The sequence below is a fragment of the Flavobacterium micromati genome, from assembly GCF_900129585.1.
Classification (GTDB): domain Bacteria; phylum Bacteroidota; class Bacteroidia; order Flavobacteriales; family Flavobacteriaceae; genus Flavobacterium; species Flavobacterium micromati.
In genome coordinates this window covers 43037-58932 of record NZ_FQWF01000010.1, presented here as the reverse complement: position 1 = coordinate 58932, position 15896 = coordinate 43037, and the positions used below count along the sequence as shown (strand labels likewise).

Genomic DNA, 15896 nt, shown 5'->3' with positions numbered 1-15896 from the left:
AATTTCATAAAATCGTTATTGTTCTCGTTGACTACTCTTGTTTTTCCTAAGGAATTAAAAACTTATTTTTTCTGTGCTGTGGGAACTAGTTATTAGCAATCCTAAATAAGTAATCAGTCCATTGAGAACAATTAATTCATTGTCAAATACATATCCAGAAAATAAAGTTTTTGAATATTCATTAATTAAATAGGTAAATAGGGGAGACAATGCACAAATATAAGGCACTAACTTGTCATTTACATTTCTTGTTTTTTGGAATAATCCAAAAGCATATAAACCTAACAATGGTCCGTAAGTGTAAGATGCCACTCTAAAAATCATTCCTACTACAGAGCTATCATTGATGGAATTAAAAACGAGAATGACCATAAAAATCAAAGCAGAAAAACTAATATGTACCAGATGTCTAGTTCGAACAGTGTTTTTCTTATTTAAATTTTCAGCTTTATCCATTCCTAAAAAATCGACGCAAAATGAAGTTGTTAATGCTGTCAAAGCAGAATCAGTTGTGGCAAAAGTAGCAGCGATAATTCCCAGTAAAAATACAATTGCTGGAATTATCGAAAGATGATTTAAGGCTATTTCTGGAAAAAGTAAATCAGTTCGCGGTTTGCCAGTTATTAAATCTGTTGGAATTGCGATCCCATTTTTATTGGCATAGATATAAAGTAAAGCACCTACACTCAAGAAAAATATATTTATTATTACAAAGATTCCAGTGAATGTAAACATGTTTTTTTGTGCTTCGCCAATGTTTTTACAACTCAGATTTTTTTGCATTAAATCTTGATCGAGTCCCACCATTGCAATGGTAACAAACATCCCGCCTATGATTTGTTTTACAAAATGAAATTTGCTTCCCAAGAAATCATCAAAGAAAAATATTTTAGAATAGTTACTATTTTTAATTTCATTAAAAGCATTTACGACACCTAAGTCCATGCTATCACAAATGAAGTAAATTGTCAAGAATACCGATGTTACTAAGAAAAACGTTTGTAAAGTATCTGTAATAATGATAGTTTTCAGTCCGCCCCGATAAGTGTATGAAAATATGAGTATTAGTGAAATTAAAACTGTCAATGCAAATGGAATTCCGTAATAATCAAAAACGTAGCGTTGCAAAACGATAACAACTAAATACAGTCTAAAAGCTGAGCTTACGGTTCTACTAATCAAAAAAATGGATGCTGCAGTTTTATAACTGTAAAATCCCATTCTTTGTTCGATATAACTATAAATCGAAGTCAAATTCATGCGGTAATATAATGGCAATAATACTTTTGTAATGATTATAAAACCTATTGCATTTCCAATAATAAATTGAAAATATTTAAATTGTTCACCACTTGCAGCACCTACTTCTCCAGGAACAGAAATAAAGGTCACTCCAGAAAGAGCAGTTCCTATCATCCCAAAAGCCACCAAATACCATTTTGAATTTTTATTTGCGGTAAAAAACGCTTTATTTCCATCATCCTTCCCACTTACCCTATGTGAGATATAAAATAAAACTCCAAAATAAACAATTATAAGTATAAGGATTGCACTTGGTGTCATTCTAGGTATTTATCGGTTTATGGTTTTTTGGCTTTTGGTCGCTTTTTAATAGTGTAAAAGTAAATTTTTAGATTTTATTTTCAGCCAATAAAACAGCTCTTACGCTTTTATGTTTGATCAATAATTCCGAAGCTAGTTTTTCGTCAATATTGAGTTCTTCAACAATCATTTCGACTCCTCTTTGAACTAGTTTTTTATTAGACAGTTGCATATCAATCATTTTGTTACCATACACTTTTCCTAGTTTTATCATTACTGATGTCGAGATCATATTTAAAACTAATTTTTGAGAAGTTCCTGCTTTCATTCGTGTACTACCCGTTAAAAATTCAGGACCTACTACAATTTCAATTGCAAAATCTGCTTCTTTTGAAATCAGGCTGTTGCTGTTGCATGAAATACTTCCGGTGCTAATACTATTTTCACGAGCCATTTTTAAACCACCAATCACGTACGGCGTATTTCCTGAGGCTGCAATACCAATAACAAAGTCAGAGCTTGTTATGTTGTGTTTTTGTAAATCTAACCATCCTTGCTTGAAGTCATCTTCGGCGTTTTCTACTGCTTTCCTGATTGCATAATCACCTCCAGCAATAATCCCAATTACTAAATCATGCGGTACACCAAAAGTAGGAGGACATTCTGATGCGTCTAAAATACCAATTCTTCCTGATGTTCCTGCTCCTATATAAAATAATCGCCCGCCAAGTTGCATTTTTATTACAATAGCGTCAACCAGTTTTTCTATGTTTGGTATTTGTTTTTTAATCACACTCGATATTTTTTTGTCCTCTGCATTAATTCCCATTAGTATTTCTTGTGTGCTCATTTTTTCAAGATTAGCATAAAGCGATTCTTTTTCTGTATCAGGATTAATTTTAGTCATAATTAATTTTTATTAAAAATAATAGGAGTTGTTACCAAATATCGACTCTATTACATCAGGTTATATTTTGTTTAAGTGAAATTGCGTTCAACAAATACGATCAGGTCGACAGTATTTTTATCCAACTGATGACAAAAATAACAATAAGTTTTAATTAAACAATCTTAATATGCATTATTATGTTTTAAATAATTATAATAATGCAAAAAAACGCATAATGTTGTTTAATGATGAAAATAAGATTGAAATAGTTTATAAAAATATATATTTCAAATATCTCTATTTTTTAGCAAAATAACTTCCATATTATAAGTAAATCATTTAGTGAACTAATTTAAAATCGCATAATTTACGTAATTTTTGCACTAAAATAAATTCAATTTATGAATATATAAAATGTTAACTGCTTTTTTTTCTTTTTATTTAATTTAAAAAGGGACTTATTTACTCGTTACTATAAGATGTAAAGTGATAGTAAACAGCTATTAAAGCTATCATATCAATCTTTTTTGCATTTTATTGCACTTATTATCATAAATAAGTAAAAAAAAGCAAATTTTATTTTGAATCTCATAAATTTTTAATAAATTTGAATATCAATTTAACTAACTATAAATTATGAAAAAACTAATTTTAACATTTTGCATTATTGTATTTTCAGCTTACATCGCTGAGGCACAAAGCAAAAGAATTTCAGGCAAAATTACAGATGTCGAGTCGGGAATGCCTATTGCAGGGGTTTCTGTATCTGTAACTGGAAGTAAAGCCAGCGCATCAAGCGGCTTCGATGGGGACTACAGCATAGAAGCTAAAAATGGTGATAACCTGCTTTTTACTTTTGTGGGCTATAAAGGTTCAGTAGTCAGAGTTACTGGTTCATCGATGAATGTACAGCTAGATGTAGAGACGAGTGCATTAGAGGAAATTGTTGTTATGGGTTCGACCATTCGAACCACAAGAAAAGAAATGGGTAATGCAGTAACCACAATAAAAGCTGCAGATTTGGTCAAAGCACAAGCCACTGGATTTGCATCTGCTTTGCAAGGCAAAATTGCAGGAGCTCAGATTACTCAAAATTCAGGTGATCCCTCAGGTGGTTTTTCAATTAAACTAAGAGGAACTTCTTCCATACTAGGCGGGTCAGATCCTCTCTACGTTATTGACGGTGTAGTTATCAGTAATAGTAGTGCCAATGTTTCAAATCCTGAGATTGGTGGTAACACAAACGTAGTCATAGGACAAAACCGTACTGCAGATATCAATCCAAATGATATTGAAAGTGTGGAAGTACTTAATGGTGGTGCTGCAGCAGCTATTTATGGTTCTCGTGCAGCAAATGGAGTTGTTATTATTACCACCAAAAAAGGAAAAGCTGGGGAAGCATCATACACTTTTTCAACAAGTTTGGTTGTCAATTCGTTACGCAAAAAATTAGACGTCAACCTTGTTAACAGACAATTTGAAATACCTGCAGCTAATGGAGCTTTATTTCCAATTAGTGGATTTGCTGCTAGCTCAGCTACAACTGTTCCTGTAAATAGAGGTTTAAATCAAGCTGGAGTTCCTCAAGGACTTATAAATATGGACACCCGTTTAAAAGATGTAACCCGCTATGATTTTCAGGATGATATTTTTACTACTGGTGTTGGTACCGACACTTACTTCTCGGTCGCAGGTGGTGATACTAACACTAAGTATTTTGCATCGGTTGGCTATCTAGAAAATGGTGGGATCGTAAAAAATACTGATTTTAAAAGACTAGGTATTAATCTTAAAGTTCAAAATAAAATCAACGAAAAGCTTTCTGCTTCGTTTGGTGTAAACTATGTTACTTCTCGCTCTGAAGACAAACCTGACGGAAATGTCTTTTACAGTCCGATGAATTCTTCAACGATTAATAATAACATCTATGATATATCCTCGCGGGATGGTAATGGCAATTTGCTGGCGGTTGATCCGGGTCGCGTTAATCCACTCTCTGTTATTGAAACTTTCAAATTTGGACAACAAACCGATCGTGTGATTGCTGATGTACAATTGAATTACAAGCCCTTTAAAAACTTTAATGCTGACTTTATTGTTGGATTAGACAATTTCAACCAAAAAGGATTTGGCTTTATTCCTAGATTTCCTTATGCACCAGTTAACGTAGGTACTTTTAACGATGGATTTGTATCAGAAACCGATAATAAAGTGTACCAATTAAACAATGATTTAAACCTTAGGTACGTTTGGAATGTCACAAAAGATTTTACGGCAACAACTTACGCAGGATATAATGTGCAATATTACAGAGATAAACTTTTTTCTGTACAAGGACGAGATTTGAAGCCGTTTATTGAAAATATAAATGCTGCAAATACAATAATTGGTGGTTCAGCTTCTTCTGGAGAAACAAATTACAATTTGTGGGGCGTTTATCTTCAAGAAACTTTGGGCTATAAAAATAAATTATTTGTAACAGCAGCTATTCGTCAAGATGCATCTACAATTTTTGCAGCGGATGTAAGAAGACAAATTTATCCAAAAGTTAGCGGAAGTTATGTTCTTTCTAGCGAAGAGTTTATGAAAGAAAGTAAAGTGAGTACTGCAAGACTGAGAGCTTCGTGGGGAGAATCAGGAAACTTAACGGCGATTGGAGCTTATTCTAGATTTACTAACTATTCTACCGGTAACCTTTTTGGACAAACTTCTTTTACGCTCGCGGGCAATAGCCGTGGAAATTTAGGTTTAATACCAGAACGCAATGTATCTTATGAAGTAGGAGCTGATTTTGGATTCTTCAAAGATAGACTAACACTTTCTGGGACGTATTATAGAGCCGATATTAAAGATTTACTTTTGCGTGTTCAAGCTGCACCCTCAACTGGTGCAACTTCATCGATTGAAAATTTAGGTGAAATGACTAACAAGGGCTTAGAATTTACGGTGAAAGGTATAGTTGTCAAAAGTGAGGATTTTAATGTTGAGATCTACGGTAACATGAGCAGAAACAGAAATGAAGTTACTAAATTGAACCAACCGTTCTTTTTGTTAGATTCAAATCCAGCGGGTGCTCCAGTTGCGGTTCAACTTAATCGTCCGGTTGGAACTTATTTTGGAAGTTACTATGCACGTAATCCTGATGGAAGCTTATTGCTCATGCCAGATGGATTGCCACAAACAGAGCGCGGAAATACTGCCACGGGAGCAATTCAACGAAATGCAAATGGGCAGCCGTTTGGTGATGTTTTGAACAAAGAAATTGGCGATCCAAATCCAGATTTTATTTATGCTTTTGGTACTAATATTACCTATAAAAAATGGGGACTTTCAGTTTTATTGGACGGAGTTAGTGGTGGAGATATATGGGATGCCGATTTTAGAACACGTCAAGGTACTGGTGCTGGTCAATTAGTTGCTCAAGAATTAAGAGGAGAGCTACCACGTGGCTACATTTACTCTATTTATAACATTCAAGAATTTAGGATTGTTGATGGTAGTTACCTTAAATTGAGAGAAGTTTCGATAAACTACTCTTTTGGTAAAGTGAGTAATTTATTCGAAGATTTTACACTAAATCTTAGTGGTCGTAACCTTTATTCGTGGGATAGATTTACAAGCTATGATCCTGAAGTAAATTCTGGTGGACAATCAGCTGTGGCGAGATACAATTTTGGGACAATTCCAATTCCGAGAACTGTTGCACTAGCGCTTAAATTTAAATTTTAATACAAAGAAAAATGAAAAAATTTATCATATTATCAGCTTTTATGAGCTTGTTTCTAACCTCCTGCGACGAAGAATTTTTAGATCCTACACGCGCTTCAGAAGAAGATGTATTTTCTTCACGCAATGGTTTAGTTGGTGCTGCCAACGGGCTACAATCAAGATTTAGTGTTGGGCGTCAGAGTCCGTATGGCTATGCTATTATAACTGCAAATGGATTTACTACAAATGAGCTTGGAGCTCCACAAGGCGGGAATGCAGATGAAGTTGGTTTATTCGCTGGTTCTGGAGAGGTTTTACCAGTCAACGGAGTAGTGAGCAATATTTGGGCACAAAGCTTAATTCTGAATTCGGAAGCTCAAAAGGTTATCAATAATATTGACCGCATTAGCCTGCCTGTCGAAAAAGCTAGCGTTTTTGTACATGCGTCAATTTTCAAAGCTTTAGCTTTAGGAAATTTGATTCAATTTTTTGAAAGAGTGCCAATTTCAACCGAAAAAAATGCTATTTTTAATTCACGCACCGAAGTGCTTGCGGTAGTAATTAAAACTCTTGAAGATACCAAAGCATCGTTGCCTAGTGCAACTGGTTTTGCTGGATTGGTGGGTAATTTAAATTACACAAATACAGTCAATGCACTTTTAGCTAGATTTTACCTGATGTCTGGCAGTCCTAGCGATTTAGATAGAGCTTTTGAACATGCAACATTAGTTAACTTAACTGTGCGGTCTAGCTTTCCTTTTGATGCTGTAAATCAAAATTCAATTGCAGCTACAGCATTTTTGGTTGCCAATAATTATCAGCCAATCGGGCGTACATTGGGATTACCTGCAGCACTACAGCCAGTTGCGGCTGATGGTCGAATCAATTTTTATATCAACCCACTTTCTACACCAATAGCTGTTCGAGGAGCAGGATTTTGGAGTAGTTTAAGTAGTTCGGTACCTGTTTATTTACCAGGAGAAATGATTTTGATTAGAGCAGAAGTATTGGCACGAAAAAACCAGTTGCCACAAGCTATTACAGAAATTAATAGAATATTACAAAAAACGGCCGCGGCTGACGCTTGGGGTATAGGCGCAAATTTGCCAGCTTATTCAGGAGCAGCTAACCAAGCAAGCGTGCTAACAGAAATTTATAGAAACCGTTGTATCGAGTTGTTTATGTCTGGTTTAAAACTTGAAGATACACGTAGATTTGGACGTCCCGCAGCTGGAACACCTGGTGCAGAGCGAAACCGCAATTTTTACCCTTACCCAGATTCTGAGCGTTTTAATAATCCAAATACGCCAGCTGATCCGCCAAATTAACTGATTTCTAATACTATTTAAACGAGTTGCTTTTTAGCAACTCTTTTTTTTATTTCAAACAGAAAACATAAAAACTAATAGCTATTTAATTAAACTTTTACGGCGGCATAAAGTATGGTTTCTTCTAAAGATTCATAACTTAATAACTGCAAATCTCACCGTTGTTGGACAATACATCTACTATCTTAGAATGATGAAGCTAATAAACGTGTATCACTTAATGTGAGGAAAATAAGCTGAGTTCAAGGTTTAGTTATTGCGATCCGCTATGAAATAAATAACCAAAATAAATTTTTTGTGCTGAAAAAAGAGTAGGGGAATGATATCGATTTTTTTTTTTAAGTTTTTTGGCAAATAACTGTAAATTAAAAAAGAAATAACGTCTTTAGTATTTAGAAATTAGTAGGAAATGAGCAAATATTTTTTATATTATTTCATTTGTATCTAAATACCTATTGAAACAACCTAATAAATTAGATATTTTGTCCTCATTTTTTTAAATGAAGTTAAATCTTTTTGCCAACTTTCTCTTATCTTATTTTCAGAAACACCTTTTTCAATTTGAGTTTGCAATTTCTTTGTCCCAGCTAGTTTGGTGAAAAAAGCATTAAAGAAATTAGTTTTATCGCTTGTGTTTTGATAGGCTTTTATTAACCATCTTAGTTCCAGCTTATGCAGTTTTGGATAGGTTGCTAGATCTTCCCCAAAACATTCTTTGCCATTGTGCATAGGTTCTTTAGCACCAAAATTTGGCTTAGGAGTAAAACGGTAATCATAAATTTTGCTGGACAAAAAAGGGGAACCATAAATTTGAAATTGTTTTTCAGTTCCTCGACCGACACTTACGTTAGTTCCTTCAAAAAAACATAAACTTGCGTAAAGATTAATAGATTGATCATTAGGTAAGTTAGGAGAAGGTTTTATAGGAATATTGTACTCCATTTTACGATTATAGTTTACACAAGGTATCACGGTTAGTTTACATTGTGCTGCATTTTTAAGCCAATTTTGACCATTAATCATTTTTCCATATTCGCCAATAGTCATTCCATGTAAAAGCGGGATAGGGTGCATGCCTACAAAACTGGTAAATTCCTTTTCTAAAAGTGGGCCATCAATAATAGTTCCATTAGGATTTGGGCGATCTAGTATAATAAGCGGAATTCCATTTTCTGCGCAAGCTTCCATCACATAATGCAGGGAAGAAATATACGTGTAGAATCGAGCGCCAACATCTTGTAAATCAAAAACCATCACCTCTATACCATCTAATTGAGCTGGTTTAGGTTTTTTATTATCTCCATAAAGTGAAATTATAGAAATTCCAGTTGTTAAATCTTTTCCGTCCACAACAAGTTCGCCAGCATCTGCAGTTCCTCTAAATCCGTGTTCAGGTGCAAAAATAGTTTGTACATTTATTTTTTGATCTAAAAGGAAATCTACGAGATGTGTTTTATTGCTTAAAACTCCTGTTTGATTAGTTACGATACCTACTTTTTTTCCTTTTAGTAAGGGAATGTATATTTCGAAATTATCTGCGCCAGTTTTGATTTCGCGACTGATATTGTTTGATTTACTATAGCAAACATCATTAAAAACCACAAAGAATAGAATAAGTGTGTATTTTATCAAATTTTGAAACATATGATTTTTTAATTATACTTCGATTAATAATGTTGACAGTAGATTAGTAAAAAAGAAACCGCTTTACAGTTGTAAGCGGTTTCAAATAAACTTTTATTATCTATTAGTTATAAAACTCACAACTGGTGGATTAACAGTTGCAGTAGGTAATCCACCTATAATTCCTCTACAAAATATCGTGTAAACTCTACCTGCTCGTGGTATGAATATTACTGCTGGTGCAACATTAGCAAGGTTTGCTATTGTTGTACCTGTTATTGTACCAGGTGCATTGCGTGGTGAACCAGCTACACGCACTTGCAATTGATATCCTCTCGTATCATTGGGTTCTTGAGGTTCAATCGCTATAAATTTTTCATCTCCGCCTTTGAATGTAATATTAGTATAAGTTAAAACCTCTTTTGTAAGAACAGGAGTAGCCCCAAGATTAGAAGTTGCTTTAATGATCCCTAAATCATATCCTACAGCGGCTGCATTACTAATTACATTTATAAACCGAACGTAAGCTTTTGTTTTGTCTAAATCAGCTGGTGCAAAATCATCATTAAGTTGTAAAGTAGAATAAACTGCTGGTGTAATTGTAGGTGGTGTTGATAAAAGGAAATTAGTATAAGATTTTCCTTTTTCAGTAACAATATTACCATTAAATATAGTACTTGCTGGAACCTCAGGCAAAGTGGCAGTCGCAGCTCTACTCGGAGTATCAGCTCTAAATTGTTGAGTTCCGGGCTCTATTAAAGCATAGTTAATAGGTGTTGGATATGTTGAACCGTAAACTATTCCTAAAGGTAAGCCTGAGGTTATGTTAAGAGCAGAGATTTTTATATTATTTACAAAGTAATTTATTGTAAAGTTTGCTCCCGTCGGTCCTACTGCTGCGTGTACAAATTTTACATTGGCTAAATTCTCAAGATTCTCTTTTGATTCAAATGGAGTAAAATCATGATCGTCTCCACATGATGCAAAAAAGAATAATCCAAGAACAGCAATGATCAATTTTTCTATGAAATTAAATTTATTTTTCATCTAATTAGTTTTTAATTTTTAATAATTACTGCTGAGAAAACCACATTTCTACTGTATGATAATCTGCTTTGTCCCCACCAATAGCTTTTAAAGCTTCAAAATTCCATACATATTCTGAGTTAAAGCGCGGACGTACACGGTACGGCAATTTCCCATTGTTGTCAATAAAAAGTCCTCCATTAGGGAGTAAATTTAACGTTGTATACACATTTACGTTATCGTACTTATATTTACGCATGTCAGTCCATGTTTCTAACATTCCAAATCCAAAAAGAGCTACATACTTTTGCAACATAATTTGACTAAGCGTTAATGCATTCGCAGCTGGTACAACATTCACATTGGCTATAAATGCTGCTTTCTCTGCGGCACTAATTAGCGTAGTGATAGGAAAAGTACTGCTTGGTACTGTATTACTGTTTACAAAATCAATACTAGCATCAATAGCTTTTCTATAAGCGTCTAATGCCATTGCTTTATCTCCTTTGATAAAAGCGGCTTCAGCTTTCATGAATTGAATTTCAGAGTAGGTCATCAAAGGAAAATTGGCTTTATCTCTAAATAAGTATCTCCCAGGAATTGTAACCGATCCAGGTGCATAAGTTCCCCACAAGTTAGGAATTCTATTTACGTTTGTAACTACTGTCGATGCGGTTGTGTTTAAAGGGTTTCCATTAAAAGTATATTTTGTTGGATCAGGATTAGCTGCTGAACTAGGTGCAGTTTCCGATGTTCCTACAGATGGTACAAGTACTCGTGACATCCTAGGATCTATAGCCCCAGTAAAAATACTACCATTCATTGTCCTCAATGCAAAATCAGTTTGACGGAAATTAGTCAGATTACTTCGTTGCGGCCCATAAAAATTACTATCATCAGTAACAGTTCCATTAAATCGTATTACCGCATTGTCTGCATTAGAAGATAGTGATTTATCGCAAAATTCGATCACTTTATCAGGATTGTAAGTTGCCTTATTGATTTGGCTATTTAAATTACGGGCTAAAACTCCGTAAGCGAACTTAGTCCATTTTGATCGCTCTCCTCCATACATTTTATCACCCACGCCAGTAAAAGCTTGCGAAACTCTACCATCTGTACGAGCTAGATCACCTAAGCCATCATTCAATAATCGTACTACTTCGGCATATACTTTTTCTTGTCCAACATAGTCGTATGATAGACGCTGAGTAAAAACTTGATCTAAGTCAATAAGCTCTGAATGATAATCAGTTGTGACCTGCCATGACCATGCTCTAATAACTTTTGAAATACCAGTAATATCGTGACGTTCCTCCTCAATTGCTTTTTCTTGCATTTTTGTCAAGTTCAAACCTATTGCAAAGTAAGTCATTCTCCAAATTTCGCCTGCTTGATCGCTATTTTCAACAAATCCATATCGATCCCACGGGTTACCTGTAGCAGTATTACTAAAATTTTGAATATACCTACCTAGGAAACGATTGTCAAATTGTAGTCCGCGAGCCATTTGTTGCTCTATCGGTGACATCAGTGACACTGCAGATACGTCTACAGGGAAACTCGGATTTACATTTAATTCTTGCAAGTCATCACAAGATACTGCAGAGACTGTAAGGGCCAGTAAGGCCATATATTTTTTTATATTTTTCATCATTTATTTATTAAAGTCCAACTCTCATACCTAAGTTCAAGCCTCGCGGCGTCGATAGTACGCCGAAATCAAAACCTACACCTCCAACACCTCCGGTGGAAGCATTTGTACCATTTACAGCAGGATCTGCTCCTTTATAATTTGTAAGTATAAAAGCATCCGTCATGGTCAACGACAAAGAAAAAGAATTCAAAAATGTCTTTTTCAATATTGCAGAAGGCATTCTATAACTTAGCGTAATATCTCTCATTCTTAACCAATTAATGTCTTTTTCAATAAAATCAGCATCTACACCACCAGATCTGTAATATTCGTTTTGAACACTTGGTCGTATTGGAATATTATTTTGAGTGGGTGTGGCAGAGTTTTCTAAACCATCACGCAATATTCCTTGGACAATTCTAGTTTCATTTCGATCAAGGGATTGTGTTGATAAACCTTCACTATATAAAAATCTTTCAGTTCCATTAAAAATATCTCCGCCTTTTCTAATGTCCAACAAAAAGGTAAGACTTATATTTTTATAGGTAAACGAGTTAGTTATCCCCATTACAAAATCAGGATTTCTATCCCCAACTACTTTAAAGTTAGGATCTCTTATTGGAAAACCAGATATTGCATCAATTAATGGTTGACCTGCATTGTTTCTAAGATAATCCACTCCAGTTATAGTTGTTAAGGGATTTCCAACTGTTACTCCACCGCGAACATTGCCATACAACCAAGTATCAGAAATATAATATTCAGTAACAGCCTCAGGAAGATTTAAAAGTTTGTTTCGCATTTTGTTAAAGTTTGCAGAAAAATTCCAAGTGAAGTTCTCATTTCTAACTGGAGTTGCATTCAAAGTCACTTCCAAACCTTCATTTTGCAAATCTCCAAAGTTTGCTGATGTCAAAACAAATCCTGTTCCATAACTTAACCGCAGAGCTCTCAAAATAGGGTCAATTGTTTTAGTGCTGTAAACAGCTACATCTAAACCAATGCGGTTGTCAAAGAATTTTAATTCGGCGCCTAACTCAGTAGATTTGCGAAACTCAGGTTTCAAATTTGCGTTAGCTCCTGTCACTCCGTATCCATATCCACCGTCAGTTGTTAACTGAGGTGTAAATACTGGTTCAGCTGAATAAGGAGATGGTATATTTGCCGCTTCTGCGTAGGACGCTCTCAGTTGTCCATAAGAAAGAATTTTTTTATTTTTTAGCGTTGGTAAATTCGTAAAAACAAAACTACCACTTACTGAAGGATAAAAGAAAGGATCTTTTAGCACTGATGTGTAATCTTGACGTCCCGTTAAAGTAACAGTTGCAATCCTATCGTAATCGAAACTAGCTTCAGAGAAAAAACCTACTACACGACTTTGAACAATTCGTTCTTGTGATCTTTGCGTAGTAACATCTGTATTGTTAATGGAATAGAAATTAGGATCAAAAAATTTACTTCCACTTGTGGATAAAACTCTGCTGTAATTGTCAAATACTGAATTTCCAACCATTATTTTAGAGTTGAATTTTCCAATAGATTTCTTTGCGGTGGCTAAAAATTGAGTATTTAGGTTACTGGTATTGTTATAATAGGTCTCAATAAAACCATTCGGTCCAATACCAGCTGAGGATTCTGGATTGATTGCTCTATATCCTTGGGCTGAATTTATATCCCATCCTACGCGCCCTGTTAGATTGAGCCATGAAGATGGATCATAAATCAATCCTAAATTAGTTATAAAACGGTTATTAATATCTTCCGCTGTATTTCTATTTACATCCCAGTACGGATTGTCTATTTCAACCGCTTCAAGTGCACCAGTTGTAATTCTCCTTCTAGTCCCATTTGGATTAAGGTAGTCACTTGCATCATCATCTGCAGGCCAAGCTAATAGAGCTAGTACAGATGTTCCAGCACCTTTTTGAGCTTTTTGGTTACTTGCTTTTGTAAAATTAAATGTAGCTTCTGTTCTTAATTTTGAAGATATCTTTGCTGTTGCATTAAGGCTTGCTGTTAAACGGTCATATCCAGTGTTTGGAGTTACACCAGTTTGCGTTAAATTAGCAACAGATAAACGATAGGACGTAGTTTCAGTTCCTGCTTCAAATGAAAGGTTGTGATTAGTTAATACTCCCACGCGGAAAAAATTTTGAACATTGTCATAAAGTTTGGTGTCTGGTGCATATTCAGTTCCAAATTGTCTTCTATATTCAGGATTATTTATACCATCAGCACCTCGTTGAAAAACTCTTTGTGTTTCTGGAAAACGATAAATATTTTCTAATCTCGTGTTTGTAGAGAAAGTAATTTGTCCAACGCCCTTTTTACCCTTTTTTGTGGTAATAACAATAGCACCATTCCCAGCCTGAATACCATACAATGCTGCTGCTTCAGGACCTTTTAAAATAGTGAATGTCTCAATATCTTCTGGGTTGATATCAGCTCCTCTATTGGTGAAATCTTGAGCTCTATTTGGCTGATCAGATATCAATGAGCCTTGGCTTAACGTTTCATTACTGATAGGTAAACCATCAACTACGTATAATGGCCCATTGTTACCGCTCAACGAGTTTACCCCTCGTAGTTGGATTGCTGCAGAAGCTCCTGGTGCACCTGAGGTGCTTATGACACTTAAGCCAGCAACGCGACCTTGTAAGGCATTTGCAAAGTTAGGGCGTTGTGTATCTGCAACCTCTTTACCTTTAATTTCTTGTATTGAGTATCCCAATGCTGATTTTTTTCTCTCAATACCTAATGCACCTATTATTGTTACATTATTTAAAGTCTGCGAGCTCTCGTCCAACATTATTTTCACAACATTGTTGTTTACAATAATTTCTTTTGTGTTATATCCTATGTATGTTATTAAAAGAACTGCACCTTTATTAGCTTTTATTGTAAAATTTCCATCCGCATCAGTTAAAGCTTGATTTTTTGTTCCCCGCTCCAGGATGTTAGCTCCGGGTAATATGCCACCTTCGCCGTCAATGACTTTACCTTGTACTATCATGTTTTGAGAATAACTCGAAAGTATTCCAAAAAAGAATAGGAGAAGAATTAAATACTTTTTTTTCATAATTATTTTAGTTTTTTGATTACACACAAATATATTAAAATTTTGATAATGACTGCAATATTGTTCGTATTAATTTATAAAATTAAATAAATAACGCAACATAACGCTAAAAAAAGATTCATTTAGTTGTAATAGTGACTTTTAGGAATAACACTATTAAGTTTCGAATTGATTTTTTTGATATATTTGCATTAGATATTTAAAATGTGATATGTTAAAAGCAGAGCGACACCAATTCATAATAACTAAACTTGCTGATGAGCAACGTGTTAGTACCATAACTTTAGCACAAGATTTGAGTGTATCTGAAGATTCAATCAGAAGAGATTTGAATAAGTTGCACGAAAAGGGATTATTAGAAAAAGTGTATGGCGGAGCAATTCCTCTTAGTGAAAAGCATAAAAGTGTTTTTGATATCGAAATATCTAATGAGGAACGGAAAAAAGTAATTGGTAACAAAGCGCTATCATTACTGCATGACGGTCAAGTAATTATTATGAGTGGTGGTACTACTAATCTTGTTTTTTCTAAATTGATTCCTCCGTCGTTAACGGCTACAATTTATACTTATAGTTTGCCTATTGCCATGCAATTATCTCGATATCCAAATATCGATTTGATATTTATTGGTGGTAAAATGCAAAAGAACGCTATGGTTACTATCGGCATGGACGTGCTGCAAGTATTGGCAAAAATTAAAGCGGATATTTGTTTTATGGGTGTTAGTAGCATTGATAGTAAACAAGGGCTGACCGAAATGGGTTATGAGGTTTCAATTGTCAAAAAAGCGATGATCGAATCAGCTGAAAAAGTAATTACAATGTTTACATCTGACAAGTTAAACACTAGAAAGCCGCATGTGGTATGCGACTTAACGCGATTAGATACTATAATTACTGATTTAAGCCCTGATGATGCAAGTCTTGAAGAGTACAGAAAATCAGGTATAATTATACTTTAGCTATAATTTAGATATTCTTAAATTTGCATTATTTAGCGTTATTTAATTTTATTTATAATAAATAACGCAAAATAAAATAATTGTTTTTCTTTTTTGTATATATT

The 15896-nt window shown here is 34.5% G+C and carries 9 protein-coding genes; 3 read left to right on the top strand and 6 right to left on the bottom strand.

Going from position 1 to position 15896, the window contains the following annotated elements:
- Positions 1-54: 54 nt before the first annotated feature.
- Together BUB42_RS11465 and murQ are read right to left on the bottom strand one after the other, a co-directional pair.
- Entirely contained in the window at positions 55-1563 is a 1509-nt protein-coding gene (locus BUB42_RS11465; protein ID WP_073020454.1) for a sodium:solute symporter, read from the bottom strand.
- A 67-nt stretch (positions 1564-1630) separates the two neighbouring features.
- Entirely contained in the window at positions 1631-2449 is an 819-nt protein-coding gene (gene murQ / locus BUB42_RS11460) for an N-acetylmuramic acid 6-phosphate etherase (protein WP_073020452.1), read from the bottom strand.
- Between the two features lie 618 nt (positions 2450-3067).
- Between murQ and BUB42_RS11455 the strand changes: the two genes are divergently transcribed.
- Both BUB42_RS11455 and BUB42_RS11450 read left to right on the top strand, forming a co-directional pair.
- On the top strand, positions 3068-6160 hold the full coding sequence (locus tag BUB42_RS11455; protein ID WP_073020450.1) for a SusC/RagA family TonB-linked outer membrane protein: 3093 nt from the start codon (positions 3068-3070) through the stop codon (positions 6158-6160).
- 11 nt (positions 6161-6171) lie between these two features.
- Positions 6172-7467: a RagB/SusD family nutrient uptake outer membrane protein gene (locus tag BUB42_RS11450; protein ID WP_073020448.1), complete on the top strand. Its 1296-nt coding sequence runs from the start codon at positions 6172-6174 to the stop codon at positions 7465-7467.
- Between the two features lie 465 nt (positions 7468-7932).
- Here BUB42_RS11450 and BUB42_RS11445 read toward each other — a convergent pair whose 3' ends face one another.
- The 4 genes from BUB42_RS11445 to BUB42_RS11430 all read right to left on the bottom strand — a co-directional run bounded on the left by BUB42_RS11445 (position 7933) and on the right by BUB42_RS11430 (position 14831).
- Positions 7933-9111 carry an exo-beta-N-acetylmuramidase NamZ family protein gene (locus tag BUB42_RS11445; protein WP_073020446.1) on the bottom strand — a complete coding sequence of 393 codons (1179 nt, stop codon included), beginning with the start codon at positions 9109-9111 and terminating at the stop codon, positions 7933-7935.
- Between the two features lie 96 nt (positions 9112-9207).
- The gene (locus BUB42_RS11440) at positions 9208-10137 is read right to left on the bottom strand and encodes a DUF4397 domain-containing protein (RefSeq protein WP_073020444.1); all 930 of its coding nucleotides are present in this window, start codon (positions 10135-10137) and stop codon (positions 9208-9210) included.
- A gap of 25 nt (positions 10138-10162) precedes the next feature.
- Positions 10163-11770, bottom strand: a complete 1608-nt coding sequence (locus BUB42_RS11435) for a SusD/RagB family nutrient-binding outer membrane lipoprotein (RefSeq protein ID WP_073020442.1) — start codon at positions 11768-11770, stop codon at positions 10163-10165.
- A gap of 10 nt (positions 11771-11780) precedes the next feature.
- Positions 11781-14831, bottom strand: a complete 3051-nt coding sequence (locus BUB42_RS11430) for a SusC/RagA family TonB-linked outer membrane protein (protein ID WP_073020440.1) — start codon at positions 14829-14831, stop codon at positions 11781-11783.
- Positions 14832-15042: 211 nt separating this feature from the next.
- Here BUB42_RS11430 and BUB42_RS11425 point away from each other — a divergent pair, with 211 nt between their 5' ends.
- Positions 15043-15792, top strand: a complete 750-nt coding sequence (locus BUB42_RS11425; protein ID WP_073020438.1) for a DeoR/GlpR family DNA-binding transcription regulator — start codon at positions 15043-15045, stop codon at positions 15790-15792.
- Positions 15793-15896: the final 104 nt, after the last annotated feature.

Excerpts from the sequence above, each read along its gene's own strand:
- BUB42_RS11465 (WP_073020454.1), bottom strand. The coding sequence starts at position 1,563 with ATGACACCAAGTGCAATCCTTATACTTATAATTGTTTATTTTGGAGTT.
- murQ (WP_073020452.1), bottom strand. The coding sequence starts at position 2,449 with ATGACTAAAATTAATCCTGATACAGAAAAAGAATCGCTTTATGCTAAT.
- BUB42_RS11455 (WP_073020450.1), top strand. The coding sequence starts at position 3,068 with ATGAAAAAACTAATTTTAACATTTTGCATTATTGTATTTTCAGCTTAC.
- BUB42_RS11450 (WP_073020448.1), top strand. The coding sequence starts at position 6,172 with ATGAAAAAATTTATCATATTATCAGCTTTTATGAGCTTGTTTCTAACC.
- BUB42_RS11445 (WP_073020446.1), bottom strand. The coding sequence starts at position 9,111 with ATGTTTCAAAATTTGATAAAATACACACTTATTCTATTCTTTGTGGTT.
- BUB42_RS11440 (WP_073020444.1), bottom strand. The coding sequence starts at position 10,137 with ATGAAAAATAAATTTAATTTCATAGAAAAATTGATCATTGCTGTTCTT.
- BUB42_RS11435 (WP_073020442.1), bottom strand. The coding sequence starts at position 11,770 with ATGAAAAATATAAAAAAATATATGGCCTTACTGGCCCTTACAGTCTCT.
- BUB42_RS11430 (WP_073020440.1), bottom strand. The coding sequence starts at position 14,831 with ATGAAAAAAAAGTATTTAATTCTTCTCCTATTCTTTTTTGGAATACTT.
- BUB42_RS11425 (WP_073020438.1), top strand. The coding sequence starts at position 15,043 with ATGTTAAAAGCAGAGCGACACCAATTCATAATAACTAAACTTGCTGAT.